General features: G+C 60.1%; 25 protein-coding genes and 1 pseudogene. 19 read left to right on the top strand and 7 right to left on the bottom strand.

What is annotated here, in order from left to right:
* Positions 1-831: 831 nt before the first annotated feature.
* Positions 832-2,088, bottom strand: coding sequence for an MFS transporter (locus FMZ75_RS12850; protein ID WP_207783425.1), 1,257 nt, complete (start codon positions 2,086-2,088; stop codon positions 832-834).
* Positions 2,089-2,146: 58 nt separating this feature from the next.
* Positions 2,147-2,890, bottom strand: a complete 744-nt coding sequence (locus FMZ75_RS12845) for a class I SAM-dependent methyltransferase (RefSeq protein WP_166143274.1) — start codon at positions 2,888-2,890, stop codon at positions 2,147-2,149.
* A gap of 242 nt (positions 2,891-3,132) precedes the next feature.
* On the opposite strand from FMZ75_RS12845, the gene FMZ75_RS12840 reads away from it, so the two are divergent.
* Complete coding sequence (locus FMZ75_RS12840; protein ID WP_166143272.1) at positions 3,133-3,846, top strand: FadR/GntR family transcriptional regulator; 714 nt, start codon at positions 3,133-3,135, stop codon at positions 3,844-3,846.
* 190 nt (positions 3,847-4,036) lie between these two features.
* Here FMZ75_RS12840 and FMZ75_RS21920 read toward each other — a convergent pair whose 3' ends face one another.
* Genes FMZ75_RS21920 through FMZ75_RS21335 form a run of 3 tightly spaced genes read right to left on the bottom strand, consistent with a single transcriptional unit; the run spans position 4,037 to position 4,789 of the window.
* The gene (locus tag FMZ75_RS21920; RefSeq protein WP_166143270.1) at positions 4,037-4,162 is read right to left on the bottom strand and encodes a type II toxin-antitoxin system VapC family toxin; all 126 of its coding nucleotides are present in this window, start codon (positions 4,160-4,162) and stop codon (positions 4,037-4,039) included.
* Entirely contained in the window at positions 4,159-4,401 is a 243-nt protein-coding gene (locus FMZ75_RS12830) for a plasmid stabilization protein (RefSeq protein ID WP_166143319.1), read from the bottom strand. The genes FMZ75_RS21920 and FMZ75_RS12830 overlap by 4 nt, the downstream gene beginning before the upstream one ends.
* A 52-nt stretch (positions 4,402-4,453) precedes the next feature.
* Entirely contained in the window at positions 4,454-4,789 is a 336-nt protein-coding gene (locus FMZ75_RS21335) for a hypothetical protein (RefSeq protein ID WP_207783424.1), read from the bottom strand.
* 222 nt (positions 4,790-5,011) lie between these two features.
* On the opposite strand from FMZ75_RS21335, the gene FMZ75_RS21915 reads away from it, so the two are divergent.
* Together FMZ75_RS21915 and FMZ75_RS12820 are read left to right on the top strand one after the other, a co-directional pair.
* The gene (locus tag FMZ75_RS21915) at positions 5,012-5,137 is read left to right on the top strand and encodes a hypothetical protein (protein ID WP_255461810.1); all 126 of its coding nucleotides are present in this window, start codon (positions 5,012-5,014) and stop codon (positions 5,135-5,137) included.
* A gap of 150 nt (positions 5,138-5,287) precedes the next feature.
* On the top strand, positions 5,288-5,641 hold the full coding sequence (locus FMZ75_RS12820; protein WP_166143268.1) for a helix-turn-helix transcriptional regulator: 354 nt from the start codon (positions 5,288-5,290) through the stop codon (positions 5,639-5,641).
* 29 nt (positions 5,642-5,670) lie between these two features.
* Here FMZ75_RS12820 and FMZ75_RS12815 read toward each other — a convergent pair whose 3' ends face one another.
* Positions 5,671-6,294 (bottom strand): hypothetical protein, encoded by a 624-nt coding sequence (locus FMZ75_RS12815; RefSeq protein WP_166143266.1) that lies wholly within the window; start codon positions 6,292-6,294, stop codon positions 5,671-5,673.
* Between the two features lie 850 nt (positions 6,295-7,144).
* Here FMZ75_RS12815 and FMZ75_RS12810 point away from each other — a divergent pair.
* The 15 genes from FMZ75_RS12810 to FMZ75_RS12740 all read left to right on the top strand — a co-directional run bounded on the left by FMZ75_RS12810 (position 7,145) and on the right by FMZ75_RS12740 (position 24,317).
* Positions 7,145-7,645, top strand: a complete 501-nt coding sequence (locus tag FMZ75_RS12810; RefSeq protein ID WP_166143264.1) for an RNA polymerase sigma factor — start codon at positions 7,145-7,147, stop codon at positions 7,643-7,645.
* Positions 7,646-7,766: 121 nt separating this feature from the next.
* Positions 7,767-8,726 carry a FecR family protein gene (locus FMZ75_RS12805; RefSeq protein ID WP_166143262.1) on the top strand — a complete coding sequence of 320 codons (960 nt, stop codon included), beginning with the start codon at positions 7,767-7,769 and terminating at the stop codon, positions 8,724-8,726.
* A gap of 99 nt (positions 8,727-8,825) precedes the next feature.
* Positions 8,826-11,291, top strand: coding sequence for a TonB-dependent siderophore receptor (locus FMZ75_RS12800; protein WP_370464715.1), 2,466 nt, complete (start codon positions 8,826-8,828; stop codon positions 11,289-11,291).
* A gap of 47 nt (positions 11,292-11,338) precedes the next feature.
* Entirely contained in the window at positions 11,339-12,586 is a 1,248-nt protein-coding gene (locus FMZ75_RS12795; RefSeq protein ID WP_166143259.1) for a PepSY domain-containing protein, read from the top strand.
* 42 nt (positions 12,587-12,628) lie between these two features.
* Positions 12,629-14,041, top strand: a complete 1,413-nt coding sequence (locus FMZ75_RS12790) for an alanine racemase (protein WP_207783423.1) — start codon at positions 12,629-12,631, stop codon at positions 14,039-14,041.
* 20 nt (positions 14,042-14,061) lie between these two features.
* Positions 14,062-15,060, top strand: a complete 999-nt coding sequence (locus FMZ75_RS12785; RefSeq protein ID WP_166143257.1) for an ornithine cyclodeaminase — start codon at positions 14,062-14,064, stop codon at positions 15,058-15,060.
* 41 nt (positions 15,061-15,101) lie between these two features.
* The gene (locus tag FMZ75_RS12780) at positions 15,102-16,457 is read left to right on the top strand and encodes an MATE family efflux transporter (protein ID WP_207783422.1); all 1,356 of its coding nucleotides are present in this window, start codon (positions 15,102-15,104) and stop codon (positions 16,455-16,457) included.
* Between the two features lie 17 nt (positions 16,458-16,474).
* Positions 16,475-17,668, top strand: coding sequence for a histidinol-phosphate transaminase (gene hisC / locus FMZ75_RS12775; protein WP_166143253.1), 1,194 nt, complete (start codon positions 16,475-16,477; stop codon positions 17,666-17,668).
* A gap of 10 nt (positions 17,669-17,678) precedes the next feature.
* Positions 17,679-18,806, top strand: a complete 1,128-nt coding sequence (locus FMZ75_RS12770) for a PLP-dependent cysteine synthase family protein (RefSeq protein WP_207783421.1) — start codon at positions 17,679-17,681, stop codon at positions 18,804-18,806.
* A gap of 80 nt (positions 18,807-18,886) precedes the next feature.
* Positions 18,887-19,324 (top strand): ParB N-terminal domain-containing protein, encoded by a 438-nt coding sequence (locus tag FMZ75_RS12765; protein WP_166143251.1) that lies wholly within the window; start codon positions 18,887-18,889, stop codon positions 19,322-19,324.
* Positions 19,325-19,377: 53 nt separating this feature from the next.
* The gene (locus FMZ75_RS12760; RefSeq protein ID WP_246728941.1) at positions 19,378-21,432 is read left to right on the top strand and encodes a TonB-dependent siderophore receptor; all 2,055 of its coding nucleotides are present in this window, start codon (positions 19,378-19,380) and stop codon (positions 21,430-21,432) included.
* Between the two features lie 252 nt (positions 21,433-21,684).
* Positions 21,685-22,056 (top strand): transposase, encoded by a 372-nt coding sequence (locus tag FMZ75_RS12755; protein ID WP_255461808.1) that lies wholly within the window; start codon positions 21,685-21,687, stop codon positions 22,054-22,056.
* A complete protein-coding gene (tnpB, locus tag FMZ75_RS12750; protein WP_166143249.1) occupies positions 22,053-22,400 on the top strand; it encodes an IS66 family insertion sequence element accessory protein TnpB in 348 nt (115 codons plus the stop codon). The genes FMZ75_RS12755 and tnpB overlap by 4 nt, the downstream gene beginning before the upstream one ends.
* Positions 22,401-22,467: 67 nt before the next feature.
* A complete protein-coding gene (locus FMZ75_RS12745; protein ID WP_166143247.1) occupies positions 22,468-24,081 on the top strand; it encodes an IS66 family transposase in 1,614 nt (537 codons plus the stop codon).
* Between the two features lie 2 nt (positions 24,082-24,083).
* Positions 24,084-24,317 (top strand): hypothetical protein, encoded by a 234-nt coding sequence (locus FMZ75_RS12740; protein WP_166143245.1) that lies wholly within the window; start codon positions 24,084-24,086, stop codon positions 24,315-24,317.
* 9 nt (positions 24,318-24,326) lie between these two features.
* On the opposite strand, the pseudogene FMZ75_RS12735 reads toward FMZ75_RS12740, so the two are convergent.
* Positions 24,327-24,991 (bottom strand): annotated as a pseudogene (locus tag FMZ75_RS12735) (IS5 family transposase).
* A 143-nt stretch (positions 24,992-25,134) separates the two neighbouring features.
* Between FMZ75_RS12735 and FMZ75_RS12730 the strand changes: the two are divergent.
* Positions 25,135-25,470: a hypothetical protein gene (locus tag FMZ75_RS12730; protein ID WP_166143243.1), complete on the top strand. Its 336-nt coding sequence runs from the start codon at positions 25,135-25,137 to the stop codon at positions 25,468-25,470.
* Positions 25,471-25,488 lie beyond the last annotated feature (18 nt).

Below are 25,488 nucleotides of genomic sequence, written 5' to 3'. Positions count from 1 at the left end.
ACGGACATAGACCGCCCTGGAGAGGCGCTCGAAGTCGATATCATCGACGCCGACGCGACTTCGTTGACGCTTGCGGTGCCGAACACGTTTGTGCAATTTCGATTATTCCGCCATAGCCGCGATGCTGCCTATCAAGGATCATTGGGCGGGCGAAGCTTTTGTTATGTTCCGATCTCGCCGTCGAGGCGGGAAAGAGAATCGCAAAACGGAGGAAATAGATCGTCAGGCGCCGGATAGCGTCAGGTGAAATTCCTATCTCGAGATTCTTGTGGCAAGGCTGAACTCGGCTGCTCGTCGAGCCGGCGGCCGATCGTCAAGACGTCCTTCGCCTTCATCCTCGACGGCGCGTCGCTCGCTTTCGCCGACGACGCCGGATCGGCCACGCAAATCTCGATCACCGCCCGCGTCATGGACTGCGTGCTCTGGCGCGCAGTCCATGCCCACTCCCGGCGGAGTCCCCCCCCCCCGCCAAATCGATCGGCTCGCTACGCTTCCCACGATCGACGCAAGAGCATTCGGATCGGCAAGTAGCGCTCTGATCGATTTGCACCGTCGTGGCCTCTCTTTGTTCGCCCTATGTCGGGAAGGAGGCTCTCGCGGATTTTTGTCGCGACGCCACGATCCGTCGGCCGAGAGCGCGAAACTCGTCGCCGCGGCGCGATGATTTGCGTCAGACGGGGCCGATGTGACACGGAAGCCGCAATTAGACGACCACATCAGTTCAAATTCGCCCGATAGCCGAGCGAGCCTTCGAAAATGCTCGGCTGCTTACTAAGGATGCGCGGAGCAGACATTCGAGCTGAGGGGCACCTCCGCTAAAAGCCCATTGCCTCACCTTTCGCCTCTTAGCAAGCCGATCGCCGCGCCGAAAAGGCAGAGCGCCGACATGTAATAGAAGGGCGCCATGGCAATGGCGCGCTCTCCTACCAGGAGCGCCATCAAAGGCGGAGTCGTTCCACCGACGACTGCATAGGCCGTGTTGTAGGACAAAGCGAATCCCGTGAATCGCAGTTCGGGCGGGAAGCTGCGGATGATCAGATAGGGGGTGAGCGTGATCGTCCCGATCGCGAAACCGCCGATCGCGTAGAGATACAGCGCCCACGCATCGCCGTTGCCGAGGGAGAAGCCGAGCGCGGCGATGACCGCCGCCATCGCAGCGCCGCCGATCGCATAGGCTTTCCCGCCGCCGATGATATCCGTCACGCGACCCACGAAGACGCTGCCGAGGATCAGCAGCGTTATGGACCAGCAGTTGGCGGTGAAGACATCCGCCGCCCGATAGTCGAATTGCGACTGAAGATAGGTAGGCAAATAGAGAAAATAGGTCACGAAGACGCCGGCGAATACCCAGGTCGCAGCCATGGAGACGAGAACCTCGCTCTTGCAGCGCGTTAAGACGAGCGAGATCGGCAGTCGGGCGTCAGCGACACGCCGCTCGCGAAGCGCCTCGAAGACCGGCGTCTCCTGCAAATGCTTCCTCAGATAGACCGAGATCAGACCGAAGACGCCGCCGAGGATGAAAGGAATGCGCCAGCCCCAGGCGACGATATCATCCGCGGCGAGGCTCGCCGTCAGTATTTTGGCGGTGAGCGCGCCCATCAATATTCCGCAGCAGAGCCCGCCCATCAGCAGCCCGCAGGCGAAGCCTGCTCGGGATTTGTGGACATGCTCGGCGCAGAAGATCCATGCGCCGGGGACTTCTCCGCCCACCGATAGCCCTTGCAACAGCCGGCAGAACAGGAAGAGGAGCGGAGCGGCGAAGCCGATCGTCTGGTAATCGGGCGTCAGGCCGACCAGCAGCGTGGGAAAGGCCATCAGGAAGAGGCCGAGCGCGAACATTCTCTTGCGGCCGACGCGGTCGCCGAAATGCGCGAAGACGACGCCGCCGATCGGGCGCACGAGATAGCCGGCGGCGAATATGCCGAAGACCTGTAGCTGCGAGAGCCATTGCGGGCTGTCATGCGGGAAGAAGACCGCAGCGAGGGTCTTGGCGAAGAAAACGCCGACGATGAAATCATAATATTCGAGCGCGCCGCCGAGAGACGCGAGCGCCAGCGTCTTCGCCTGTTCACGAGAGAGACCGCGCAACGCTTCGATTTCGCCGGACGCGAGAGGACGGGTTCGGACTGTCGTGGGTCTGTTCCGATCAATCGATGTCGCGCGCCGAGCTCGAAGGCTTCTTGGCCGTCACCAGCATATCGACGCCCTCGCGGTAATTGGATCGCACATCGGCGAAGCCGAGAGCGCGCATCGTCGACAGAGTCGCCGAAGAATACATCAGGCGATCGGCGGATTCGTCGCTGAAGAGATGCACGATCCAATCCTCGAGGAGATCATAGCGCTGCGCCTCGCCGAAGACCTTGAACATGTTGCGGACGTCCGCCTGGGTAGATGCGAGCTGAAGAGCGTGATCATCCAGCGCGAAACGATCGCCGTTGACGAACAGGCCGCCCGGCTCGAGAACCCGTAGGATCTCCGCGAAGAGCTCGCGTCTGTAGCGATGTTCGAAATTATGGATGGCGTAATTGGAGGCGACGAGATCGACGCTCGCGTCGGGCAGCGTTCTCAAATAGACGAGCGCATCGCTCTCGATGAATTCGACGCGACCGGCGCGGGCATAGGCGGCGAGATTTTCGCGCGCCTGATTCAACATCGCCGGCGAGGCGTCGACCGACAGAAGGCTCAGATCATCACGCTGCGAGAGCAGCGAGCGCGTGCTGGTTCCCGTGCCGCAGCCGATCTCCAATCCCCGCAGCGTGGCGCCGGGCCGCCAGGCCGCGACAGTCGCGCCGAGATTCGCTGTCACCGTCACGATGTTGGGGCAGATCATCGGGAGGAAGTCATATTCCTCGCCGATAGGGCCGGTAAAAAGATTGTCGTCGCCCGCCATGATCGTCGTCCCTTTCGCTCGTCCGCTTTTGCCGCAGACTTCTCCCGATGCCTTTTTCTGCCCCGATCGCGGCGAGTCAGGATGCTCGTTCGCGAGCCGTTTCGATATCGGCTCCCCTGGGAGGCGTCGACATTCATTTCATCGGGTGATAGGATCATCCTATGTTTGTCTGCCGCCGTCAAGCTCGCGACCGCCCCGTCATCGACTGGGGAGGACCGGCGCATTCTGATATGAGGTCGAATATGTCGTCCCCGACCACGATTCCGCAGGCGCCTCGGCGTTCGCTCGTCGAGTCCACGATCGATCTGATCCGCGCTCAGGTCGAAAGCGGCGCATGGAAAGTCGGCGCGAAGATCCCCAACGAGCAGGAGCTCGCCGACATGCTCGATGTGGGCCGGAACACGGTGCGCGAGGCGATCCGCGTTCTCTCCCACGCTGAGGTTCTCGAAGTCCGCCAGGGCGACGGCACTTATGTGCGAACGAATGTGGATGCGGCCGAGACCATGCGCCGGATCGGCCGCTCCAGCCTGCGAGAGCATTATGAGCTGCGGGCGATGCTGGAGGCCGAGGCGGCTCGGCTCGCCGCGGCGCACCGCTCGGAGGCCGACGTCGCATTCTTGAGAGAGCTGCTGAGCCGGCGCGGCGAACGCAGGGACCATGTGGCGCGCGAGGATTTCGTCGACGCCGATATAGAGTTCCACGGAGCCATCGCGCGCATGTCGGGCAATGCGGCGCTCGCCGAGCTCTATCGCTATTTCGCGGGCTCCGTGCGCGTCTATATGTCGGAGGCGCTGGACGAAGGCGATGTCCCGAATCCGGGGCTCGACGTCCATGCCATCATTATCGACGCGATCGAGCGTCGCGACGGCGACGCGGCGGCCGCAGCGGCGCGCGCGGTGGCGACTCCCGTGATCGCCGCGCTTTCGATGGAGCGGGCGAAGCCCTCGAAAGTGTGAAGGTGCTTCGGGACGAGCCGAGATTGAAGATCCGCGGCCTCTATACGCTATCGAGCGGCCGATGGCTGTCGAAAGGGTAGGACGCGGCCCGCGAAACCCTCGGTGATCATGATGTCGATGGTGGCGGTCAGACTGTTGCGGCGCTTGCCGGCGGGAAGGATCGCCGAACCCGTGCGCAATTCGTCCTCGGTCACCGTGTTAAAAACAGCTTGTTCGAGTCCTGCGCCGCGAACCAGCCCAACACCGGCTGCACGGGTTTAGGCCGCATCAGCTCGGAGACGACGTTTGTGTTGAGCCGGATGACCGCGTCGCTCATGAGAACGATGGCGGTTCGCGCATCGGGCCGCGCGCGGGAAGCTCCAGTTCCACGCCGCCGATAACAGCGAAGCGGGCGTGAAGAGCGTGGCCGAGATTCTTCAGCGCGATGACGCCGCTGATCGCGCGACGCAGGATTTCCTGCGCTTCTTCTTCCATGGAGCGGCCATGTTCAGCCGCGCGCATACGTAAGCGGCGCTTCAAATCGTCGTCCAGATTGCGGATTGCGATGCTTGCCACGACAGCCTCCAGAATGGCGTCGTCAGTAACATGGGCAATGATTGCACTGCAATCAAGTTTGGCGTTGCCGGATGGATCGCGCGACGTGAATTTCGCCGGACGCTTCACGCGGGCCTTTTCTGGCCTCGCCAGCGACGGGAATGAAGCAAAAGCTCCGTCCGCCCAACGATCCTTGATAGGGAGCGTTGCGGCTGTGGCGGAACAGTCGAAATTGCACGGATGTGTTCGGCACCGCCAGCGTCAAAGAAGTCTCGTCAGCGGCGATGATGTCGACTTCGAGCGCCTCTCCAGGGCGGTCTATGTCAGTGAGAGTTATTCGTCTTTCCACGACAGATGCTCCCAAACGAATTTTTGAAAATTGATCAACGTCAATCGCGCTGCTGGTCACGAAATGTCGGCTCCTGATGGCGCAAGCGCAATGCGCCGCCGTAGCCGGCGCACCGAGAACGCGATCGACTAATTGTCCGTTCTCCGCATTCTCACGTTTTCCAACGCCTCTCGTATCATTTCGTCGACTGCGAAGCGGACGTTGCTCTCGAGAGCGTCGATCCCGTCTCTGCCGATCAGATAGAGAGCATCGTCGACGTGCGATTCGAGGAAATAGCGGGAGATGATCGGCTGGTCGGAACCTGCGCCTCTCGACCTCGCTCTGATGCTCGCCATCGCAGCGTCACGCAGCGCGCGAGCGAATTGCTCGCGCGTGCTCAACAAAATCGTCGCCAAAGAGACGGCGTGACCCAGATGCTTCTCACGCATTTTCGGACTCTCGGTCGTTTACGGACTCGCCCCCTCTGCCGCGCCGGCGCTTCCCTTCCTCGAACCGGCGGCGATCGTTTGTAGAGTATACTCCGTAGATATATGCTCTTCAAGCTGGCTGGTTCTCGTCATGGAAATGCGAGAGACGCTGGCGCGCAATCTGAGGAGATATCGACGGGCTCAACGCCTGTCGCAGGAGGAACTCGGCCATCGAGCCGAGCTCGACCGCACCTATATCAGCTCGATCGAACGCTGCGTCTATTCGGCGACGGTCGACGTCGTCGGTCGCCTCGCCGACGCTCTCGGAATTCCGGCGCTCGAGCTTCTGAGGCCCGCGAGCGAAACTGCGGAGGCGAAATCGTCATCCGCGGCATCGGCTGAAGGCGCCGGCACGAAGGAGCAGCCCAAGAAAGGCGCAAAGCCTTCTCGCAAAAGTGCGGGGCCGGCTCAAAGGCGGGCTATGCGAAAGAAGCCGGGTCCATAGCCGAGCGACCATGGACCCGAGCATGAGGATCACATCGGCGAGATCACCGCTTCCGGCGACGCCAGCCGGGCGATATCTGCGAGCGCCGAGCGCAGTTCCGGCCAGGGAAATTCCGCATCTGTCGGGCTCGGCTCGCCGAGCTGAATGAGGATAGCTAGCTTGGCCGCGACACCCGGCAGGCTGGCGGCTTTCGTCTTCGGGACCGACGCCACAAAATCGCGCTCCTTGCCGAGAGCGGCTCGAAGTTCGAGGTCGACGGCGTCGAAGCCGAGCGCCGATGCCGCCTCGTTCCATCGCTTTTGCCGCTCGTCGAACGCCGCGATCAGCGCCTCTCTCTCGATCGCCGGCACGTTCGCGACCAGTTCCTCGATCTCGTCGACCGATTGAGCGATTTTCGGCTCCTCCTCGCCGGAAAGGCGGATCGCAACCTCGGGGATGCCGACCGAGTGAATGAGTTTCTTTTCGATGCGCTGCCACTGGCGCGTCAGCGCGACGACCTCAGTGTGATTGGCTTGCCAATTCCGCCAAAGCTGCAGCGCGGGGTCGGACGGCGCCCCTCCAGTCGTCTTCCCGGACGGCAAGGCGCCGGTTCCTCGCAGAATGGCGCGCCAGCTAACGGCGGGCCGAGTCGTGCTATCTTCAGAATCAGCCATGATCCAAGCTCCAAACTAGCATGGGTTGTGGTCAGGCCGGGCGGGATGTTCGCAGCATCTCGTTCGGCCGCTGCTTATTAAATCGCAGAGCGAGGAGGATAAGCGTGGCGGAACATTTTGGCAACGCGATCCTCGCGTCTAAAAGCGGCGTAAATGAACTACCGTGATGCGCCTGCGCGCTCCAGCCAAAAGCTGGAGATTTTCTAATGTAATTAACTTTATGAAAGTTCAAATCATTTTGACAGTGTGATCCGGTATCTGACTGCGCCGTTGACGTTTGATCATCGTCGTAATTAAGTGTCGATCATGGTCGAGTCCGAGACGCGACGATTGCCTGTCAAGCGCGCGATCGCTGCGATCGCGGTCGCTTGCGTAATGGTATTGCACGGATTGACGTATGCCGTGGCGCAGTTTGGGACGGACCTTGGTTTTACGGTTCAATCCCATGCTTCGCAGTGCTCGGGCGCGGCGGACGGATCCCTCCCGGGTCCATCCGACCATAGTGAATGTCCGATGCCCTGTTGTCACGGCAGTGGCCGTGAAAGCGCCGGAGCATTCTTCGTCGTTTGGCTCGCTGCCGTCTATCTCATCGATTCGTCTGCGAATGGCTTAGCGAGCAGCCGAATTGCTCTTGCCGAGCACCGGCAATTGCCTGTCGCCAGCGGATGGGAGACGTCTTGGTCGTCCCGAGCGCCGCCCGGATTTCGAGCGCTAATCGTCTAGCGTTCGCAGCACTTGGAGCTTCAACTCCGAGGCGCTCGAATTTCCGAGCCACTCTCGACATCCGCGTTCTCCCGATTCCTGAAATTGGAGCAGAGCGGATCGGTCGAAATCGCCATGGACTTCCGTTATGTCCGTTCAAGCATCAGATTTGTTGCGCGAATTGATCGTGCGTTATGCGTGCGAAACTCTGCGTTTTCTGACGCGGAAGGTGGGCGCGGACGAGGCTTCCGACTTGGCGCAGGAGGCGATTTTGCGTGTCCTGCGTCATGCCGAGCGCGAAACAGTCGCGGAGCCGCAGGCTCTCCTCCGCACCACGGCCGTCAATCTCGCCCGAGACCACGTGCGCCGGAAACGCAAGGAAAGCAAATTCATCGTCGACGATGATTCGATTGGCGAGGTCCACGATCCTACGCCGTCTCCAAGCGCGAGAATTGAAGCGGAGCAGACGGCGGCTCGTTTCTTCGAAGCGCTCGATACCTTGTCGCCCCGTTGTCGCGAGGTCTTCATGATGCGCCGCTTCGACGATCTGCATCAGGAAGAGATCGCTCGGCGGCTGGGCATCTCACGAAATATGGTCGAGAAGCATCTGCGGACCGCGGTTGCGAAGCTCAAGGAGACGCTCGAATAGGACAATGCGACGGGACCGACTCCTGTTTTCGGGCCGCCCCACGTCTTATGATATAGCCGAGCGTGCGGCCCGACCGACTTGAGACCGGATTTCCGCCGCCGGAATGTGAAACAGGAGAATTATGCCAGAGAAGACCGCGCCAGACGATCGAGAGCGGGCGGATCGGATCGCTGCGGCGATCCGTTGGTGGGTTCGACTCGACGCGGGTGGCTTGTCTCCCTCCGAGCTGGCGGCGTTTCGAGCATGGCTCGCACGCGATCCAGGGAATGAGGCGGCCTTGGAGGAGGCGTGTGATTTTTGGGGCTCCTGGCAGTCGTTGCCGAAATCTTCCGTGCGCGCCTATGTCGCCTCGAAACGCCGACCGAAGCGGCGGCGCGGCTTGTATTCGGCGGCGATCTTCGGAGCGTTGACTGCGGCGACCGTGACCATCTTTGTGGGAGATCTGTGGATTTGGTGGCGCGCAAATGTCCGGACATGGACCAGCGAGTTCAGAACCGTCGTCTTGCCAGACGGCTCGCGCGCCCATTTGAACGCGAATTCCGCCTTGAAATTCGATTATTCGGGCGACAGGCGGCGGCTCGTATTGCTCGCAGGCGAAGCTTGGTTCGAAGTCGAAAAAGACGCGAGCCGCCCCTTCGTCGTCGAAGCAGCAGGAGGCGAGGTCAAGGCGCTCGGAACGGCGTTCGACGTTTCGATAAACAAAGAGCGCACGGAAGTCACGGTCACGGAGAACCGTGTCGAGGTGACGGGCGAGGGCGGCAAAGTCGTCGTCGACGCCGGCCGCCAAACGGCCTATGCGCCGGGATTTCCTGCCTGCGATTCATATGAGGTGGATGTCGAACGCGTCACATCTTGGCGTCGCGGAAAACTCATTTTCAAGGACAAGCCTCTAGGAGATGTGCTCGCGACGCTGGGCCGCTTTCATCGCGGCGTGGTGTTCATGGCGAGTCCCGCGATCCGCGATCTGCGTGTGACGGGAGTCTTTCGGACCGATCGCCCGATGGAAGCGCTTCGCGCCATCGAAGCCCATCTCGGACTGCGGGCCCTGCATCTGTCGGACTATTTGATCGTGTTGATGTGATATAATTGCCACAGCTCTGTTTATTTGCGCTTCCCGACTCCTGTTTTTCGATCCTCCGCGTCTTACAAATTAGGGCCTCGCGCTCGAGGAGAATGCGGAATGTCGAAATCAGGGAATGTCACACTCATAGGACTCAATCCGGCAAGTGTGACAGCGGTTGGTCTCTTCCTGACGGGCGCGTCCGCGCTCGCGGTCGACGTCACTCCGGCTCGAGCGAACATAGCCCCGCAAGTCTATCAGATACCGGCCGGTTCGATTGCCGACGGGCTAAATATGCTCGCCGATGAGAGCGGCGCCCAGCTCATTTACCGCGCGGCCGTGACCCGAAATTTGAGAACTCGCGGCGTCCTCGGCAAGCGAACGCTCGATGAGGCGTTGAGGGAGCTTTTGGAAGGGACTGGCCTCACCTATCAAATCGAACCGAACAGCAATATCGTCTCGATCGTTCTGGCGCAGTCGCGGGAGGTGTTGAACGACGCCTCTCCTTCCGGCGCGACGCAACTCCCAGAGATCGATATCGGCGCGGCGACGCCGGAGCAATCTCCGACGCGGCGAGCCGCGGGGACGTCGCATTCTGGCGAACAGTCTCATGGAGACTATCGAGCGCCGGACGACGCAACTGTTTCGAGATCGGCGCTGCCGCAACTTCGAACGCCTGTCTCGACCAAGGTCGTTTCCTCGGCCATCATCAAGGACACCCAGTCGGAGAGTCTCGGCGATGTGCTGCGCAACGTCAGCGGCGTGCAGAGCGTCTACACGCTCGGCGGGGCCTATGAGCATTTCGTCGTCCGCGGTTTCGAGCAGAGCTTCTCCAGCTATCGGAATGGCGTGCAAGTTCCTTTCAAGCGCTTCCAGCCAGCGAACACCGACCGCGTCGAAGTGCTCAAAGGCCCTTCCGCCGCGCAATATGGGATGACCGATCCGGGCGGCGTCATCAATGTCGTCACCAAGGAACCCTCCGCCGTCCGCTCCCATTACGTCGAGCAGCGCATCGGCTCCTATGGCCATTATCGCACAGAAGCTGGAACGACCGGGGCGCTCGACGCCGAGGGAAATCTCACCTACCGCTTCGACGGATCCTATCTCTCGAGCGGCGGCTTTCGCGAGCTCACCGATGTGAGCGCCTATTTTCTAGCGCCGGCTCTGCGCTGGCAAATCCTGCCTTCGACGCGGATCAACTTCAACGCCGAGATCGACAATTCGCGCCTGAACTACGATCAGGGACTGCCGGCGGTCGGAACCCGCATCGCCGATCTTCCGGTCGAGCGCAATCTCAGCCAGGGCGGGCTCTTCGATCGTCATCGCAACACATTGTTCGATCTCAACGCGGAGCATCGGATCGGCGATTGGAAAATCGCGGCTGGAGTGCTCTGGTTCACCAATCGAAAGGATTATCGGCAGTACTATGTCTGGGCCAATAGACTGCAGCCGGGCGACTCCTTCGCCGACCGCCTGACGTGGTTCGGGCCGGAGCGCTATGAGACGAAAACCGGCTGGGCCGAAGTCTCCGGCAAGTTCGACACTGGGCCATTCGAGCATTTTCTGCGCATTGGCGGACAATATTCCGCGATGCGTGGCCGTGCCGCCTTCATCGAGGATTATGTCGACACGATCGATATCTACTCCTACCGGACGTGGCTATCTTTCACGAATCCTTCTGTCTTCGATCTCGATCCGCCGGCCTTCGTCGTGCGCCAAGATGACAAATCCATTGGCGGCTATATTCAGGATCAGATCAAAGTGACCGACGCCCTCTCTCTGCTGCTCGCATTGCGTTACGAGGAGATCGAGCGACGACTCGTCTATTCCTATTCGTCGCCGCTCTCCTACAACGGACGCCGCGACAGCAAGTGGAGCCCGCGCTTCGGCATCGCCTACAAGCTCGTCCCCTGGCTGTCTGCGTTCGGCAGCTATTCAGAATCCTTCGGCCCAGCCTTTCTCTACGAGCCGAGCACGCTTTCCCGGCCCGAGGAATCGCGGCAGTTCGAGCTCGGTCTGAAGGCCGAGATGCTGGATGGCGCCTTGCAGGCGTCGCTCGCGCTCTTCGATCTCGCTAAGCGTAATATTCCAACGCCGTCGCCCGACAATCCTGCGCTCACGATCGCCATCGGCGAAGCCAGGTCGCGCGGACTCGAGTTCGATGCGCAGGGGCGGATCGCGCCCGGCCTCGATCTGATCGGCAGCTATGCGTTCACCGGCACGCGCATCACCGTCGACAACAATGGCAATGTCGGCAACGAATTGCCGAACGCGCCGCGCCATCAGGGCAGCCTGTGGCTCAAATATTCCTTCGACGACGAACCCCTGCGCGGATTGAGCCTCGCCGGCGGCGTCTATGCGGGGAGTTCCCGCTGGGGCGACGCGGCGAACAGCTATTTCGACGACGGCTACGCCCGGCTCGATCTCGCGGCAGCTTACAAGTTCGAACTCGCGGGCGCATTTCTGACAGCGCGCCTCAACGTGCAGAACGTCACGGACGAAAAATATTTTTTCATGCGCTCGCGCTGGAGCAACATGCCCGCGGCCCCGCGCGTGGTCATGGGTTCTCTGCGGGTCGACTTCTAGCTTCTCGCGCCTGGTTCGGCGATGTATTTCGAGCTTGGAGAGGAACAATGCGTCTTCGCCCTAAAATCGTGGTTGCGCACCGCTGGGCGGGATTGGCGATGACGGTCTTTCTGGTCATAGTCGGCCTGACAGGGGGGCTGCTCGCCTTTTACTCCGAGCTCGATCGACTACTCAATCCGAGCCTCTACCCTGCGCCTCGTCCCGGGGTTGCTCGTCTGCAGATAGCGGAACTCGTCGATCGGGCTGGGACGATCGTCCCCGACATGGAGGCGAATTCGGTCTATCTGCGCGAGCCGGAGCGCGCCGAAATTCGCATGCGGCCGCGAGCGCTCGCCGCTGATGCATCTTCGAAAGAGAGCGACTTCGACACACTGCTGCTCGATCCCTACACCGGCTCCGAGCTCGGCCGCTACGAATGGGGAAACATCAGACAAGGGCGCGTCAATCTGATGCCCTTCATCTATCGGCTTCACTATGAACTCGCGCTCGGCCGACTTGGAGGTTGGGCGCTCGGCTTGGTGGCTTTGGGATGGACATTGGATTGCTTCATCGGGCTTTATCTGACGTTTCCAGCCTCCATGTGGGGAGGCGGCATACGCCACGCGATCTCGGCTATGTACGATTGGCGACAGTCCTGGCGTGTCAAATGGCGAGGGGGCGCCTATCGAATAGCTTTCGACACTCACAGGGCCGGAGGACTATGGCTCTGGGCCGCTCTGCTCATCTTCGCATGGTCGGGTGTCTATATGAATTTCGGAGACACCGTCTATTTCCAGGTCACTCGTCGACTGTTTGATTACCATCCCACCTGGGAGGCGCTCGAAAAGAGAGTCTCTTCCGATCGCCGTCTATCATGGAGCGCGGCGGAGGCGGCCCTGCGTCGCCTCGCTATCGAGCAGTCGCGTAGCTTCGACACTGAGGCGTTCGAGCCAACCTCAATGCGCTATTCGAGCGACGGCAACGTCTTCAGCCTCCAGTTCCGCTCGTCTCGTGACATCCAGGATCGACGCGGCGTGACCGAAGTGATTGCCGATGGCGCGACAGGAGAATTGGTTGCGTTCTCGCTCCCGACCGGTAGGTATATGGGAAACACGATCACGAGCTGGCTCTACGCGTTGCACATGGCCAATGTGTTCGGGCTGCCATACCGGTTTTTTGTCTGCGCGCTCGGAGTCGTGGTGCCCACTCTCGCACTGTCGGGTCTGGTCATCTGGCTCAGGAAGCAACATGCTCGACGCGAGCGTCGATTGCGAGAGACGATTTCTTTTGTACACGAAAAGCGAACGCACGCCTGAGCTTCGCGATGTGAACCATTTTGTTCTGAGCGCAAATATGACGTGGAAGGAGCGGAGACGATGCACCTTTCTGTTCGCAATGAGCTTTTGGCCGAGGCATGTCGCTTCGATCCTCGATTGCCAGCAATCACAAATAGATTCACACGCTCGCTGCTGGATCATCACACGACGCTCATAAAAGAGCTCGTCGATGGCATCGGTTCGCCGCTGCATTTCGTGTTCCCCCAGATCTTCGCAGAAAACATATCCGAGCTCAAAGGAGCGGCGGATAAGTCCGGAATCGACACGATGATCCTCTTCGCCAAGAAGGCGAATAAGGCGGCCTGCTTCGCCGAACGATGCATGGACGCCGCCGTCGGGATGGATGTGGCGAGCCTCGGCGAACTCGAAAAAGCTCTCGCCGCTGGAGTTCCAGGAACTCTGATCGGCGTATCTGGCCCGCCGAAGTCGCGAAAGCTGCTCTCTATCGCATCATCCCACGGGTGCATGATCGCGATCGACAGCCTCGGAGAGCTCAACCATGCGATCGTGGTCGCGCGCGAATGCGGCCGACAGCTTCACATCGTCCTCAGATGCCAGACCGACAATCAGAGCAGCAGCCGCTTTGGCCTTTCGTTCCCCGAAATCGACGTCGCCTTCACCACCTGTTTGAGCGAGCCGGACCGAGTGCGCCTGCTGGGACTCTCCTTTCATCTCTCGGGCTATTGCATTGGAGAGCGAGCCAGAGCCGCGAGCGCGCTGATCGATTTGTGCGATCGGGCAAGGGCCATGGGACTGAAGGAATGCCGTAGCGTCGACATAGGAGGAGGCCTTCCGATCCGTTATGTCGAACCTGAAGACTGGGAGGCATTCCAGTGTCTCGACTCACCGCGAAATTATCACGCGTCGAAAACCTTCGGTGGATTTTACCCCTATGGCGGCGCCAGGGCCAAAGCCCAGGCGCTCGCCGATATTTTGGGATTTTGCCTCGATGGCGCGATCACTCTGGGGGAGAAATTCCGTCGACGCGAGATGAAGCTCGTGGTCGAACCCGGGAGAGCCCTGCTCGACCAAGCCGGAATGACGGCCTTCCGCGTGCAAGGTGTGAAAGACAGGACTGCGACCAGTGGGTATGCGATCGTCACTGTCGAGGGCTCTAGTTTCAATTTGTCGGAGCAATGGTTCAACAGCGAATATTTGCCTGACCCCATATTGATCTCCTCGCATCCGCGGCCGCGAAGAGAGTTTGCCGCCTGCATCGGCGGCGCGACTTGTCTCGAATCCGATATGCTGACGTGGCGGAAGATCCGGTTTGATCGAGAGATCGGCGTCGGCGACCTCATCGTTTATCTCAATACCGCGGGATATCAGATGGATTCCAACGAATCGCCTTTTCACGAAGCAAAGCTGCCTCACAAGGTCGTGCTCGAATTCGAACATGAGCGCATTCGATGGCGGCTAGACGGCCTCGCCTGAACGATGATTGGAGTGCGAAAATGAGCGACGGCATTCGACAAATTACAGACGGGGCCTTGCCGGTTCTCTCTCAAGCGACGCTTGGGCGACTGGAAATCGACTATTGTGAGGTAATCCGGGTCGTCGAGAACGCCTTCATCGCGTTGCGAACTGGCGACTCGGAAAATCCATTGAAGACGATCGTGCAGCCACGGGACAAGCGATCTCTCGGATACTCGATGGTCGGCCGCGACGGCGCGAGCAAGACGGTTGGCTTCAAAGTCGTATACGAATTCGACCCTGAGCGGACTAAGAACGCCTATCGCTTCCACTCTTTCATTTTCTTGTGTGACGATCTGACCGGCATGCCTATCGCGATGCTGGACGTCGTCGAACTCGGTCCGCTCAGAACATCGGCGACATCGGCTCTCATGGCGAGAGCGGCGCATCCGTGCGCGGCAAACGCGCTCGTCGTCGGTTCCGGCGTACAGGGGCAAATCGCCCTGCCGATGCTTGTCGCGGCAATCCCGGGGTTGAGCCGGCTGCAGATCTTCGGAACCCACCAAGCGGGCCTGCACGTCGCGCGCGAAAACGTCGAGAAACGCTATCCTGGACAAACGGTCGAATTCGTCTCCGATTTGGAGGAAGCAGCCAGGCACGCCGACATTGTCGTCGGCGCCGCTGGACTTTCATCGAAGCAATTTGTTCGGCACGGATGGATGAAGCCCGGCGCGGTCGCAGTTCTGCTCGGATATGGAGTCGATGCAGACGTGTTCCATGGCGCCGACTTTCGTATCGCGACCGATACCTCCCAAATGCTCGTGACCTGCAACGATCTCGCAGGTCCCAACGGCGAGATCCCAACCGTAGATGCTGAACTGCCGGACATCTTGCTCGGCAGGGCGATGGCTCGGCGTTCGGACCGAGATGTCGTCTTTGCGTACAACAGCGGGATGGTGGTCACAGATGTGGCGCTGGGGCGGTATCTCGCTGACCGCGCGCTGGCGCAAGATCTCGGAGAGAGGGTAAAGCTATGGTGATATCCCGCACGGAGGCTTCCTCTTCATGGAAGAAGGAGGCCGTGCAGATCATTCTTTTATCCTGGCCGTTGATCCTCACGAATTTCGCGTATGTCGCGCTGACGACGATCGATATCGTCGTGCTCGGCACTCTCGGCGCGAAGGACGTCGCCGCGGGAGGCCTTGCCATCGCGTTGTTCAATCAGTTCCGAACGACCGGGACCGGCCTCGTCACGGGGGTGAGCAATCTGGTCGCGGAAGCGAACTCCCGAGGAGACGAAGTCGCTGTCCAAGATCTGTTCAAGGCGGGCCTATTTTGGGCCACCGTGGCCGGGCTCACGTTCGTTTTCGTCTTTCTTTTGCTTGATCGGCCGCTCACATGGCTCGGACAGGATCCTTTCGTTGTGGCGCAAGCCATGGACTATCTGCGCATAGGGGCTCTGGGGCTGCTTCCGTGTCTGTGGTTTCAGACCCTGAGGCACTTCACGGTCGGTCTAAAGCGGCCAGGGCCTCTTCTCATGATCACTATCGTTTCGATCGGTCTCACAATGGGCCTTAACTACGGTTTCGTTTATGGGCGTTTCGGCCTTCCGGCGCTCGGATTCGTCGGCGTTGCGGTGACGACGACGATAGTCTTCTACCTTTCGTTTTTGATGTTCGTCGGCGTCATCGGCAAGGATCGAATGTTGTCAGCCCATATGAGGCTAAGATGGTCGTTGCCGAGCGCCGGGGCAATTGCCTCCGTGTGGCGGATGGGTTTGCCGATCGCGGGAACCTACGCTTCGGAAGCCGGCTTTTTTAGCGTGGTGACATTGCTGATCGGTTCAATGGGAGTACAGGCGCTCGCCGCTCAAACGGTCATCAACCAGATCGTCTACATCGTCTTCATGATTTCCGCCGGAATATCGCATTCGGCGTCGGTTCACATAAGTGAGGCGTGCGGCGTGACTGAGTTCTCCAGAGCGAGACGACTCGGCTATCTCGGTTTGGGCATCGGGGTGCTGATGATGTGTATCATCGGCGTGGTCTTTATGATGGTCCCGGAACGCATTGCCTTGGTCTTCATTTCCGCAGATATGGCGCAGGATGGAAACACTGTGGCGTTGATCATCGCGGGTCTCAGCATCGCCGCGGTGCTGCAGATCTTCGATGCTGGTCAGAATATCGGCGGCGGCATCTTGCGCGGAGCAGGAGATACGGCCGGTCCCTTTCAAATTTCGCTGATCGGCTATTGGCTCGTGGGCCTGCCCAGCGCCTATGCGCTCGGGGTGTCGGCCGGCTACGGAGTCTACGGCGTGTGGATCGGCCTGACCATCGGACTTGCCGCCACTACCTTGCTCCTGGTGATCTTGTTCGAAAAGCGCGTCGCCGAATTGATGAATCGGACCTGTTGTAACGCGAATGTTCAAGCGTCGTAAACGAGAGGAGATCCGAGATGCGGAATGCCATTGTTTCTGATTTGTGCAAATCGCTCCTGCGCCCCGAGGTCACGGCGCTTCCCCCTTACGATCCGGGGGCCGACCCGACTGCGGTGAAGGCCGAGTCCGGCGTATCGAAAGTCACGAAGTTATCGAACAACGAGAATCCTTTGGGAATATCCCCATTGGCGATGGCGGCGCTCGCGGAGGAAATATGCGATTGCGGGAAATATCCGGATCCGGCAGCGAATTCGCTGCGGAGGGCTTTGGCCGCTCGGCTCGATGTCCCTAAGGATCGCATCATTATCGGAAATGGCTCTGAAAATATTTTGGAGTTGCTCTGCCAAGCCTTTCTCAGTCCCGGTGATCGCGTCGTCACGCAGACGCCCCGTTTCGGCTTGCATGAAATTTTTCCGATGATGATGGGCGCGTATGTCGACAAAGTTCGGCCCAGGCACGACTTTTCGTTCGACGCCTCGGCATGGGAGCGCGCGCTCTCCTCACCGACAAAGATGATCATGCTTTGCAATCCGTCGAACCCGCTCGGTGCTGCGCTCACGAAGGACGAGTTCCGCTTCGTTATGAATTCCGCCGCGAGAGACGTCTTCTTGGTGATCGACGAAGCCTATTTCGAATTTGCCAAAGGCTCTCTTTCCTTTCCCGATGCTCTAGAAGAGCTGCGAGCGCAATCGCGAGCCTGGATGGTTCTCAGGACCTTCTCGAAGGCATATGGACTGGCGGGGTTGCGCGTCGGCTACGGAGTCGCCTCTCATTCGAGCGTCGTCGACGCGCTGGACCGCGTTCGCACGCCGTACAACGTCAATCATCTCGCGCAAAGGGCCGCGATCGCGGCGCTCGAAGACGAACAGCATTTGCGGAGAACCATCGATCTCATCGACGCGGAGCGACACTATCTGAATTGTCGTCTGCGCGAGGCAGGGTTCGTCGTAGCGCCATCGCTCGCCAATTTTCTTTTCGTTGATACCGGACGACCGTCTGATCTCGTCACGAGGGAGCTCCTGAAGGATGGAGTAATTGTGAAAGGTTGGAGGGAGATCGGCTTCGAGTCTTTCGTGCGTGTGACGATCGGCGAACGTGGAGACAATGACATGTTCTTAGAGGCGCTCGCTAGAGCGACAGCGCGTATCCCGCAGCTTTCTTGGGAGCACGACAAGACCGCAGCCGTCGAATTCATCGGCGAAAAGGTTTGATCGATTTGATATGAACATCGAGGCTGCCATGTTGTCGTACCATAGCGATTGTCTTATCAACTCATTCATCTCTGAACTCGTGGGGAGATCGCCGCTCCTCGAAATGCCGTTGAAGGGCTCGGGAGCGCGTCTCCTGCTGAAGCTCGAACAGTTCAATCCGACGGGTTCAGCGAAGATCCGCATGGCGCGTCGAATGATCGACGAAGCAGAAGCGTCAGGAAAGCTTCGTCCCGGCGGTAGGATTGTAGAGTCGACGTCCGGGAACACCGGGATGGGCTTGGCGCTCATCGCCGCGGAGCGCGGCTACCAGTTCACGGCGGTCGTGGATCGTCACGCGAGCGTCGATAAATTGCGCGCGATGCAAGCATTTGGCGCGGAGCTCGTTTATGTGGGTGACGACAATGGGGGACTGGCGACAGCGGATCGCGATGCTATGGCGGAGCGGATCTCGATCGAGACCGGCGCCTATTGGACGCATCAACATAATAATCCGGCCAACGCCAACGGCTATCGGGAGCTCGCCGACGAGGTCTTTGCGAATTTAGGGTCGGACGTTACACACCTTTTCGGAGCTGTGGGAACGGGGGGCTCTCTGTGCGGAACGGCTCGCGCGCTGAAGACGCGGATTCCAGAACTCGTGGTCGTCGGCGTGGAGCCCCAGGGATCCGTCATTTTCGGCGGCGTCGGAGCGCCGTACCATCAGTCAGGCACAGGGACACCGGCAGGAGCGGAAATCGGCGCGGTCATCGACTACAATGTGATCGACGAAGGAGAAAAAGTCTCCGACGCACAAGCCTTCGGAACGGCGCGATATCTCGCTCGCCATCATGCGCTTCTCGTGGGTGGATCGGCAGGTGGCGTGATCTATCGCGCCTTGCGACGGGCGAGGCAGCTTTCTGAGGGAAAGCTGATCGTCGCGATAGTGTGCGACGGCGGAGAGAAATATTTGAATACGGTGTTCGACGACAGTTGGATTCGAGCCCATGCGCTGGATGAGCCGAGCGTCTGGGAGGAGCTGACGGATATGCTGCTGCCTCCGCGAGCGCGGCGAACGCATGTTTTCCAATTCGATAGCGCGAGCGACGGACATCATCCGTTCGAGACTGCTGTGCTTAGATTGGGCGAATTGGAGCCGTAGGCGCCGCGTCATCGCGCGGATCTTCGACGTCGAGGTCGAAGAGCATCGGCGATTTTCTTGGCTTCTGCGGGATGCTTGAGATGAACGAGTTCAGGCCTGAGTTCATAAATCCAGCGCGGCTTCTTCCGCACGAAGAGACTGTCGACGACAATGTCGTCGAGCTCAGGAAATCGATCGCGCAGGAAGGCGTTTGGACGACGCTCTTATACGTCGATCGAGATAGCCTGGTGGTAATGGATGGGCATCATCGGCGAGCCGCCGCATTGACGATGGCTCTGACAGTCGTGCCGTGCCTCATGCTGTCTTATGACATGGTTTCTGTCATCAGCATGAGAGAGGGCCATAGCGCCTTTCCAGAAGATATCATCGCGCGGGCGCGCCAGGGACGTCTATTTCCTCCCAAGACGACGAAGCACCGCTTATTCCGTCCGGCGCCGGTCGTCTCATTGCCGTTGTCGTCGTTGAGGTCACGGGATCTCGCATCTCTCGACACTTTGCCGATGCACGTGCGGATCTGACCCCCAATCGGCTATCGTCGTCGCGCATTCGATGAGCAGGGCGAGTATCTTACATGAGTTCCGACGAGCTGCGATCTCGGGTCGTCCGCAACATAGTGATCATAATCACACAAACGATGTTCGTCGGAAGCGTGATGGCGGAGCAGGATTCTGGCGATCGCGCGACTGCAGATCGGAGGGAGCAGCTGCGCGGTTCGCCCGGAAGCGAGAAGTCTGTCCATGCGCGAGATCTCGGCAAGGACACGGCGGGAGTGTTTATCAACGGTCCATCTTCAGACTCCGGTTACTCACCGAATTTCGTTATGAGGGGCTTTCCAAACGGACTAGCGTTGTTCGACGGCACGTCGCATGGATTCACCTCTCAGGAGGTGGATCTTTCGACGGTTGACCATGTGGAGTTCTACAAAGGACCGAGCTCGATGTTGTATGGAAAGGCCGTCGGCGGGTACGGGGGAGTGGCCAATTATATCACGAAGGCTCCGACAGAAGAGGCCTTCACGGCGGGGAATATATCGGTCGGATCATTTGGGCTTCGGCGTCTGACTCTCGACGGCAATGCGCCGCTCAACAATGATAAGAAGCTGTTGCTTCGGGTGACAGGCTCGGTGCAGTCGACGGACAGTTTCGTTGACTTCGTGCGGTCGCGCGGATTCGATATTGCGCCGAAAGTGGCATTCACCGATGAGAGGGGCGATCGATGGAGCCTGCGTGCAGAGCACAACGCGTCGAGGCTCGTCTATCGTGATGGCGTCCCCGCGGATCCGTCTTTTTTCCACGTTCCGCGCGAGTTTTACGGCGGTGTGCCGGCCAACGAAAATGAGACCCCATTCTACGATGACATAGCAGCGTCTTTCGAACACTCGTTCAACGAACATTGGCGCGGTCGTGTGAATTTAGACTATTACCTTCGATCGACGCGCTACGGTTGGTTCCTGGGGTGGGGCTATGATGGCTCGCGGTCTCTCACGTTGGGACAGCCGGCGCGGACTCATTATTCCATACGTAGCTTCGCTGCGCAGGTCGGTTTGGATGGCGATTTCTGGACAGGCTCCTGGCGACATTCAGTGTCTGTCGGCGCAGAGCACTGGGACTATTTTTATGCCTACGATCACAAGATCGGCCGGGAGGCGCTCGCCCCGATTGATATCTTTCGCCCGATCTATCCTGTCGCCGTGAATTATGACGGAGCGTACTGGGCCAATGGCGTCGCGCGTGCATGGAGCCAATCCGTGTTCGGGCAGGATATGATCGATTTCGATGATCACTGGCGACTGATGGTCGGCGGCCGCTATGATCTTCTGAGCCAGCGAGAACGAATGTTTGATCCTTTCGGCGTTCTGGCGGGCGAGCCGACCATTGGATTGAGCAAGGGAATAAATGGTTATTTTTCGCCCAGAGGCGGGATTCTCTATCGTCCTTGGAGCAGTACGCATCTATTCGTGGCATTCGGACAATCTCTCATTCCGAATACGGGCGTTCGTCTGCGGGGGGGTGATGCGCCCGCTCCGCAACGAGATACACAATACGAGCTCGGACTGAAGCAGGGGTTTCCAGATCATAATCTCGTATTCGGAATTGGCCTATTCGATGTCACTCGCGACCATGTCGCGATTGTCGATCCGGCTAATCCGTCGGGATTTTACTCGATCGTCACGGGGCAGCAGCACAGTCACGGTGTGGAATTGAATGCCAGCGCCGAATTGATTCCGAATCTACGCATCGAAGGGGCGGCGACCTTCGTCCACGCGGTGGTGTCGAAGGACTCGAATTCTCGGTCCCAGCTGGGGAGCGATCTTCTGGGGGCGCCGCGACGCGTGTATAGCGTTTCTGCGAACTACGATTTCGATTTTGGTCCGTTTGCCGGCCTCGCGATCGGAGCCAGCTATTATTACGCCAGCCGTGCTCAGGCCACTCTTCCGAACGCATATGGATTTACCGTGGCGTCGCAGCGAATGCTCGGGGCGTCGCTGAGCTGTCGCGTCAATGATAAGATGAAGCTTGAGGTCAATGCGTCCAATCTGATGGATCGGGCGAACTTTACGTCGAATGGCGCGCTGTTCAGGGGCGAGCCGCGATCGATCTCATTGGGTCTGCAATTCCGATACTGAAGGTTTCGGGAATCAAGCGTCGGTTTCGCTTCCTAGGCGGCGTGGACAAATTTGAGCCAGTATCTGGCCGTGGCGATGTTGACCATGCCGAGAAAGGTTTCGGGGAGCTGGTCGTAGCGGGTAGCAATGGCGCGATTGACTTGTATCCCTCCGGCGGCGGCCGCCTGGCGGTGACCTCGGTTTTTGAGATAGCTGCCTGACGGGTGGCGCGATGATCGTGTCCACTTCAGTTACAAGCGGACACTATCGCCTATGTCGCGCAACGATGATGGTCCTCCGGCGCTCGAGCGCAAGCGTCGATCATGGGCTATGGATGAGAAGCGCCGGATCGTCGACGAGAGCCTCGAGGAGGGAGCTTCGATCGCCGAGGTCGCGCGGCGGCACGACCTCAACACCAACCAGCTCTTCACCTGGCGTCGGCAGTTCGGCGTCGTCCCGACCGCGCCGCAGGAACTCGCGCCGATCCTGCCCGTAACGATCACGCCGGACGCGGCGACGGAATATTCCGCTCCAGGGTCGACCGGCCAGATGGAGATCGTGCTGGCCGAGGGTGATCGGATCATCGTGTGGGCAGACGTCGAGGCAGCCGCGCTGTCGCGGGTCGTGAAGACGCTGCGCCGATGATCCCGTTGCCGGCGGGCTGCCGAGTGTGGATCGCGACCGGCCACACAGACATGCGGCGCGGCATGCAGGGGCTGGCGCTTCAGGTGCAAGAACAGTTGAAGCGCGACCCGCACGCGGGCGACCTGTACATTTTCCGTGGGCGTCGCGGTGATCTCGCCAAAATCCTCTGGCACGACGGGATCGGCCTGTCGCTCTACGCCAAGCGGCTCGACCGCGGAAAGTTCATCTGGCCCTCGGCGACGGCGGGCGCGGTGGCGATTTCGGCCGCTCAGATGGCCTATATGCTCGAAGGGATCGACTGGCGGAATCCGCAACTCACCTACAGGCCGCAAAGCGCGGGGTGAGAAAAAGCTGGGGTCGACTGCATTTTGGGGCGCCGCAAATCGCGCGATCTGTGATTCACTTCGCCTCATGGACGCCGTGAACCAAGCCCTTCTCGACGAAAACGCCGTGCTGAAGGCGCAGCTCGCCGTCGCGCTTGCAAAGGCGTCGGAAGACATGGCGCTGATCGCGGCGCAAAAGCTCCAGATCGCCAAATTGCAACGGCAGATCTACGGGCAGAAGTCGGAGCGCTCGGCGCGGCTGCTCGATCAGTTGTCGCTCGAACTCGAAGAGCTGGAGGCGAGCGCAACCGAGGACGAGCTCGCGGCGGAGCGCGCCGTCGCCAAAACGACGACGGTCGCCAGCTTCGAGCGCAAGCGGCCGCAGGAGCGCGACACCTTTCCCGAGCATCTGCCGCGCGAGCGGGTCGTAATCGAAGCTCCGGCGACTTGCGACTGCTGCGGCGGCGCGCGGTTGCGCAAGCTCGGCGAGGATGTGACGCGGACGCTCGAGACGACGCCGCGTCAGTGGAAGGTCGTCGAGACCGTGCGGGAAAAGTTCACCTGCCGCGACTGCGAGAAGATCACCCAGGCGCCGGCGCCGTTCCATGTCGTCGCGCGCGGCTGGGCGGGTCCGAGCCTGCTGGCGATGATCGTGTTCGAGAAGTTCGGCCAGCATCAGCCGCTCAACCGCCAAGCCGAGCGCTATGCTCTCGAAGGCGCGCCGATCGCGCTGTCGACCATGGCCGACGCGGTCGGCTCCGTGTGTGCGGCGCTCGATCCGCTGCGGCGCCTCGTCGAGGCGCATGTTCTGGCGGCGGAGCGGCTTCATGGGGACGACACCACCGTGCCCGTGCTGGCGAAGGGCAAGACCGCTGCCGGCCGGTGCTGGGTCTATGTTCGCGACGACGCGCCTTTCGGCGGAGCCGGGCCGCCGGCCGCGATCTTTTATTATTCGCGTGATCGTCGCGGGGAACATCCGCAGACTCACTTGTCGGGGTATTCCGGCATCCTGCAAGCGGACGCCTACGACGGCTATAACCGGCTGTATCTGGCGGAGCGCAAGCCCGGCCCGATCCGCGAGGCCGCGTGCTGGGTCCATGCGCGGCGCCCGTTCTTCGCCATGGCGGATGTCGACGAGAATGCGCGGCGCAAGGCCGCGGGGAAAAAGGAAATCCCGCTCTCTCCGATCGCCGTCGAGATCGTGCGCCGGATCGACGCGCTGTTTGCGATCGAGCGGTCGATCAACGGCAAGAGCGCCGGGGAACGTCTCGCCGTCCGGCGCGCGTCGAGCCGCCCGCTCGTCGATGCGCTGGAAGTCTATCTGCGCGAGCAACTCGCCAAACTCTCGCGCGGGCACGATCTCGCCAAGGCGATCCAGTACATGCTGAAGAGGTGGCCGGCCTTCACGCGGTTCCTCGATGACGGACGCGTATGCTTATCGAACAATGCCGCCGAACGAGGCCTGAGAGGCATCGCCCTTGGCCGGAAAAGCTGGTTGTTCTGCGGTTCCGACCGCGGCGGCCAGCGCGCCGCCGCGATGTACAGCCTCATCATCACGGCCAAGATGAACGGCGTCGATCCGCAGGCCTGGCTCGCCGACGTTCTCTCGCGCATCGCCGGACATCCAGCGCATCGGCTCGATGAACTGCTGCCGTGGAACTGGCGAGCGTCGGCTCCGCGCGCGTCGGCGCTGGCGGCCTGAGCATGCACGTCAACAAGGTCGATCACGTCACGACCGTCGAGCGCGTCGCAGAACGCCTCGGCGAGAGCGTCGACTTCATCCACGACGTCGCTCTCGAAATGGACACCGAGGACGGCGTCATCTGGGTCTACGGCATCGGAGACGACGGCGTTCTCGCATTCACCGACTTCGGCATCGAAACTCTCGTCGAGCTCATCGAAATCCACAAAGACCGGAAGTCGCGCGCCGGCGCCTGACGCTTCAGCCTATCCCGCATGCGGCCCACGCCGGATGCTTACATTGACTTTGAGATGACCGAACATGCGCTCAATGCGGTTGCGCTGTTTGTAGAGGGTGCGGTTGTGCTCGATTTTCACGCGTCGGTTGGACCGTCCCGGAATTACGGCCTCGATGTTGCGTGCGGCAAGGTCAGAACGGATCGCATCGGCATCGTAGCCCTTGTCTGCGAGCAGTGCGTCTGGCACGCGTTCGGGCAAATCGATCAACGCATCATACGCCTTGCAATCTGCTGACTCACCGCCTGTCAGATGGAAGGCGAGCGGTCGTCCGAGAGCATCAGCCAGGCAGTGAAGCTTACTGGTGAACCCGCCCCGCGAGCGGCCAAGAGCGCGTCGATGAGCCCCCCTTTTCCGCCCGCTGCCGAGACGTGGGCGCGAACCGTGGTGCTGTCGATGCTGTAGTGACCGCTGTCTGCCATGATCTCGGCCAGCGTCACAGCCACCATTTCCCAGATCCCGGCTTCGCTCCAACGTCGGAACCGCCGATAGATCGTGTTCCAGTTGCCATATTTGGACGGCACGTCGCGCCACGGAGCGCCGCAGCGAAGTCGCCACAGTATCCCATTAATGATCGAGCGGTTCTCTTCAGGAGGTCGGCCTCGACCTCGGTTCGACGCTTCGATCGGGAGCAAGCCTTTCAAAACACGCCATTCTGCTTCGCTCAGGTCGCCTCTGCTCAAGTCTGCCTCCAAAAAGCAGTCTTGAATCAATGCTTTTGGCTCAAGTCAATCAGGTCCGATTGCCACCATTGCTGTGTCGTGCCAGAAAATTCTTCATGAAAAATATCCAGATCATCGACGGTGCTGCAAACGCCACTTTCAGCGTGTTTCAGGCAACAGAGGAAGAGTTCGTTGCCATCTTCCCGGACGGACGAGACATGGAACTGGTCGAAGACTTAATCGAACGGCTTGGCGACGAGGTCGCAGGTTCCGTGCTGAAACCGCTTTGGAACCGCCCGATCCTGAAGCGTGATGCGCTCGGAATCCATGGGACGCTATTCTACGACAATGAACATCGACGGGACCATATCCCGCCGTCGAAGCGCGAAATCGATTGGGATGATCGCTCGGTCAATCAAGCCCAGCGAGACCTATTCGCCAGACATCGCTAATTTGTCCACGCCGCCTAA

The sequence above is a fragment of the Methylosinus sp. RM1 genome, from assembly GCF_011378635.1.
Classification (GTDB): domain Bacteria; phylum Pseudomonadota; class Alphaproteobacteria; order Rhizobiales; family Beijerinckiaceae; genus Methylosinus; species Methylosinus sporium.
The sequence above is the reverse complement of the archived record's forward strand: the minus strand, read 5'-3'. Positions and strand labels throughout refer to the sequence as shown.

Coding starts and splice junctions, on each gene's coding strand:
- FMZ75_RS12840 (WP_166143272.1), top strand. CDS start 3,133: ATGTCGTCCCCGACCACGATTCCGCAGGCGCCTCGGCGTTCGCTCGTC.
- FMZ75_RS12770 (WP_207783421.1), top strand. CDS start 17,679: ATGAACATCGAGGCTGCCATGTTGTCGTACCATAGCGATTGTCTTATC.
- FMZ75_RS21915 (WP_255461810.1), top strand. CDS start 5,012: ATGATCGGCTGGTCGGAACCTGCGCCTCTCGACCTCGCTCTGATGCTC.
- FMZ75_RS12795 (WP_166143259.1), top strand. CDS start 11,339: ATGCGTCTTCGCCCTAAAATCGTGGTTGCGCACCGCTGGGCGGGATTG.
- FMZ75_RS12765 (WP_166143251.1), top strand. CDS start 18,887: ATGAACGAGTTCAGGCCTGAGTTCATAAATCCAGCGCGGCTTCTTCCG.
- FMZ75_RS12760 (WP_246728941.1), top strand. CDS start 19,378: ATGAGTTCCGACGAGCTGCGATCTCGGGTCGTCCGCAACATAGTGATC.
- tnpB (WP_166143249.1), top strand. CDS start 22,053: ATGATCCCGTTGCCGGCGGGCTGCCGAGTGTGGATCGCGACCGGCCAC.
- FMZ75_RS12820 (WP_166143268.1), top strand. CDS start 5,288: ATGGAAATGCGAGAGACGCTGGCGCGCAATCTGAGGAGATATCGACGG.
- FMZ75_RS12730 (WP_166143243.1), top strand. CDS start 25,135: ATGAAAAATATCCAGATCATCGACGGTGCTGCAAACGCCACTTTCAGC.
- FMZ75_RS12740 (WP_166143245.1), top strand. CDS start 24,084: ATGCACGTCAACAAGGTCGATCACGTCACGACCGTCGAGCGCGTCGCA.
- FMZ75_RS21920 (WP_166143270.1), bottom strand. CDS start 4,162: ATGAGCGACGCGGTCATCCGGCTCAACACAAACGTCGTCTCCGAGCTG.
- FMZ75_RS12755 (WP_255461808.1), top strand. CDS start 21,685: ATGTCGCGCAACGATGATGGTCCTCCGGCGCTCGAGCGCAAGCGTCGA.
- FMZ75_RS12845 (WP_166143274.1), bottom strand. CDS start 2,890: ATGGCGGGCGACGACAATCTTTTTACCGGCCCTATCGGCGAGGAATAT.
- FMZ75_RS12815 (WP_166143266.1), bottom strand. CDS start 6,294: ATGGCTGATTCTGAAGATAGCACGACTCGGCCCGCCGTTAGCTGGCGC.
- hisC (WP_166143253.1), top strand. CDS start 16,475: ATGCGGAATGCCATTGTTTCTGATTTGTGCAAATCGCTCCTGCGCCCC.
- FMZ75_RS12800 (WP_370464715.1), top strand. CDS start 8,826: ATGTCGAAATCAGGGAATGTCACACTCATAGGACTCAATCCGGCAAGT.
- FMZ75_RS12805 (WP_166143262.1), top strand. CDS start 7,767: ATGCCAGAGAAGACCGCGCCAGACGATCGAGAGCGGGCGGATCGGATC.
- FMZ75_RS12745 (WP_166143247.1), top strand. CDS start 22,468: ATGGACGCCGTGAACCAAGCCCTTCTCGACGAAAACGCCGTGCTGAAG.
- FMZ75_RS12785 (WP_166143257.1), top strand. CDS start 14,062: ATGAGCGACGGCATTCGACAAATTACAGACGGGGCCTTGCCGGTTCTC.
- FMZ75_RS12810 (WP_166143264.1), top strand. CDS start 7,145: ATGTCCGTTCAAGCATCAGATTTGTTGCGCGAATTGATCGTGCGTTAT.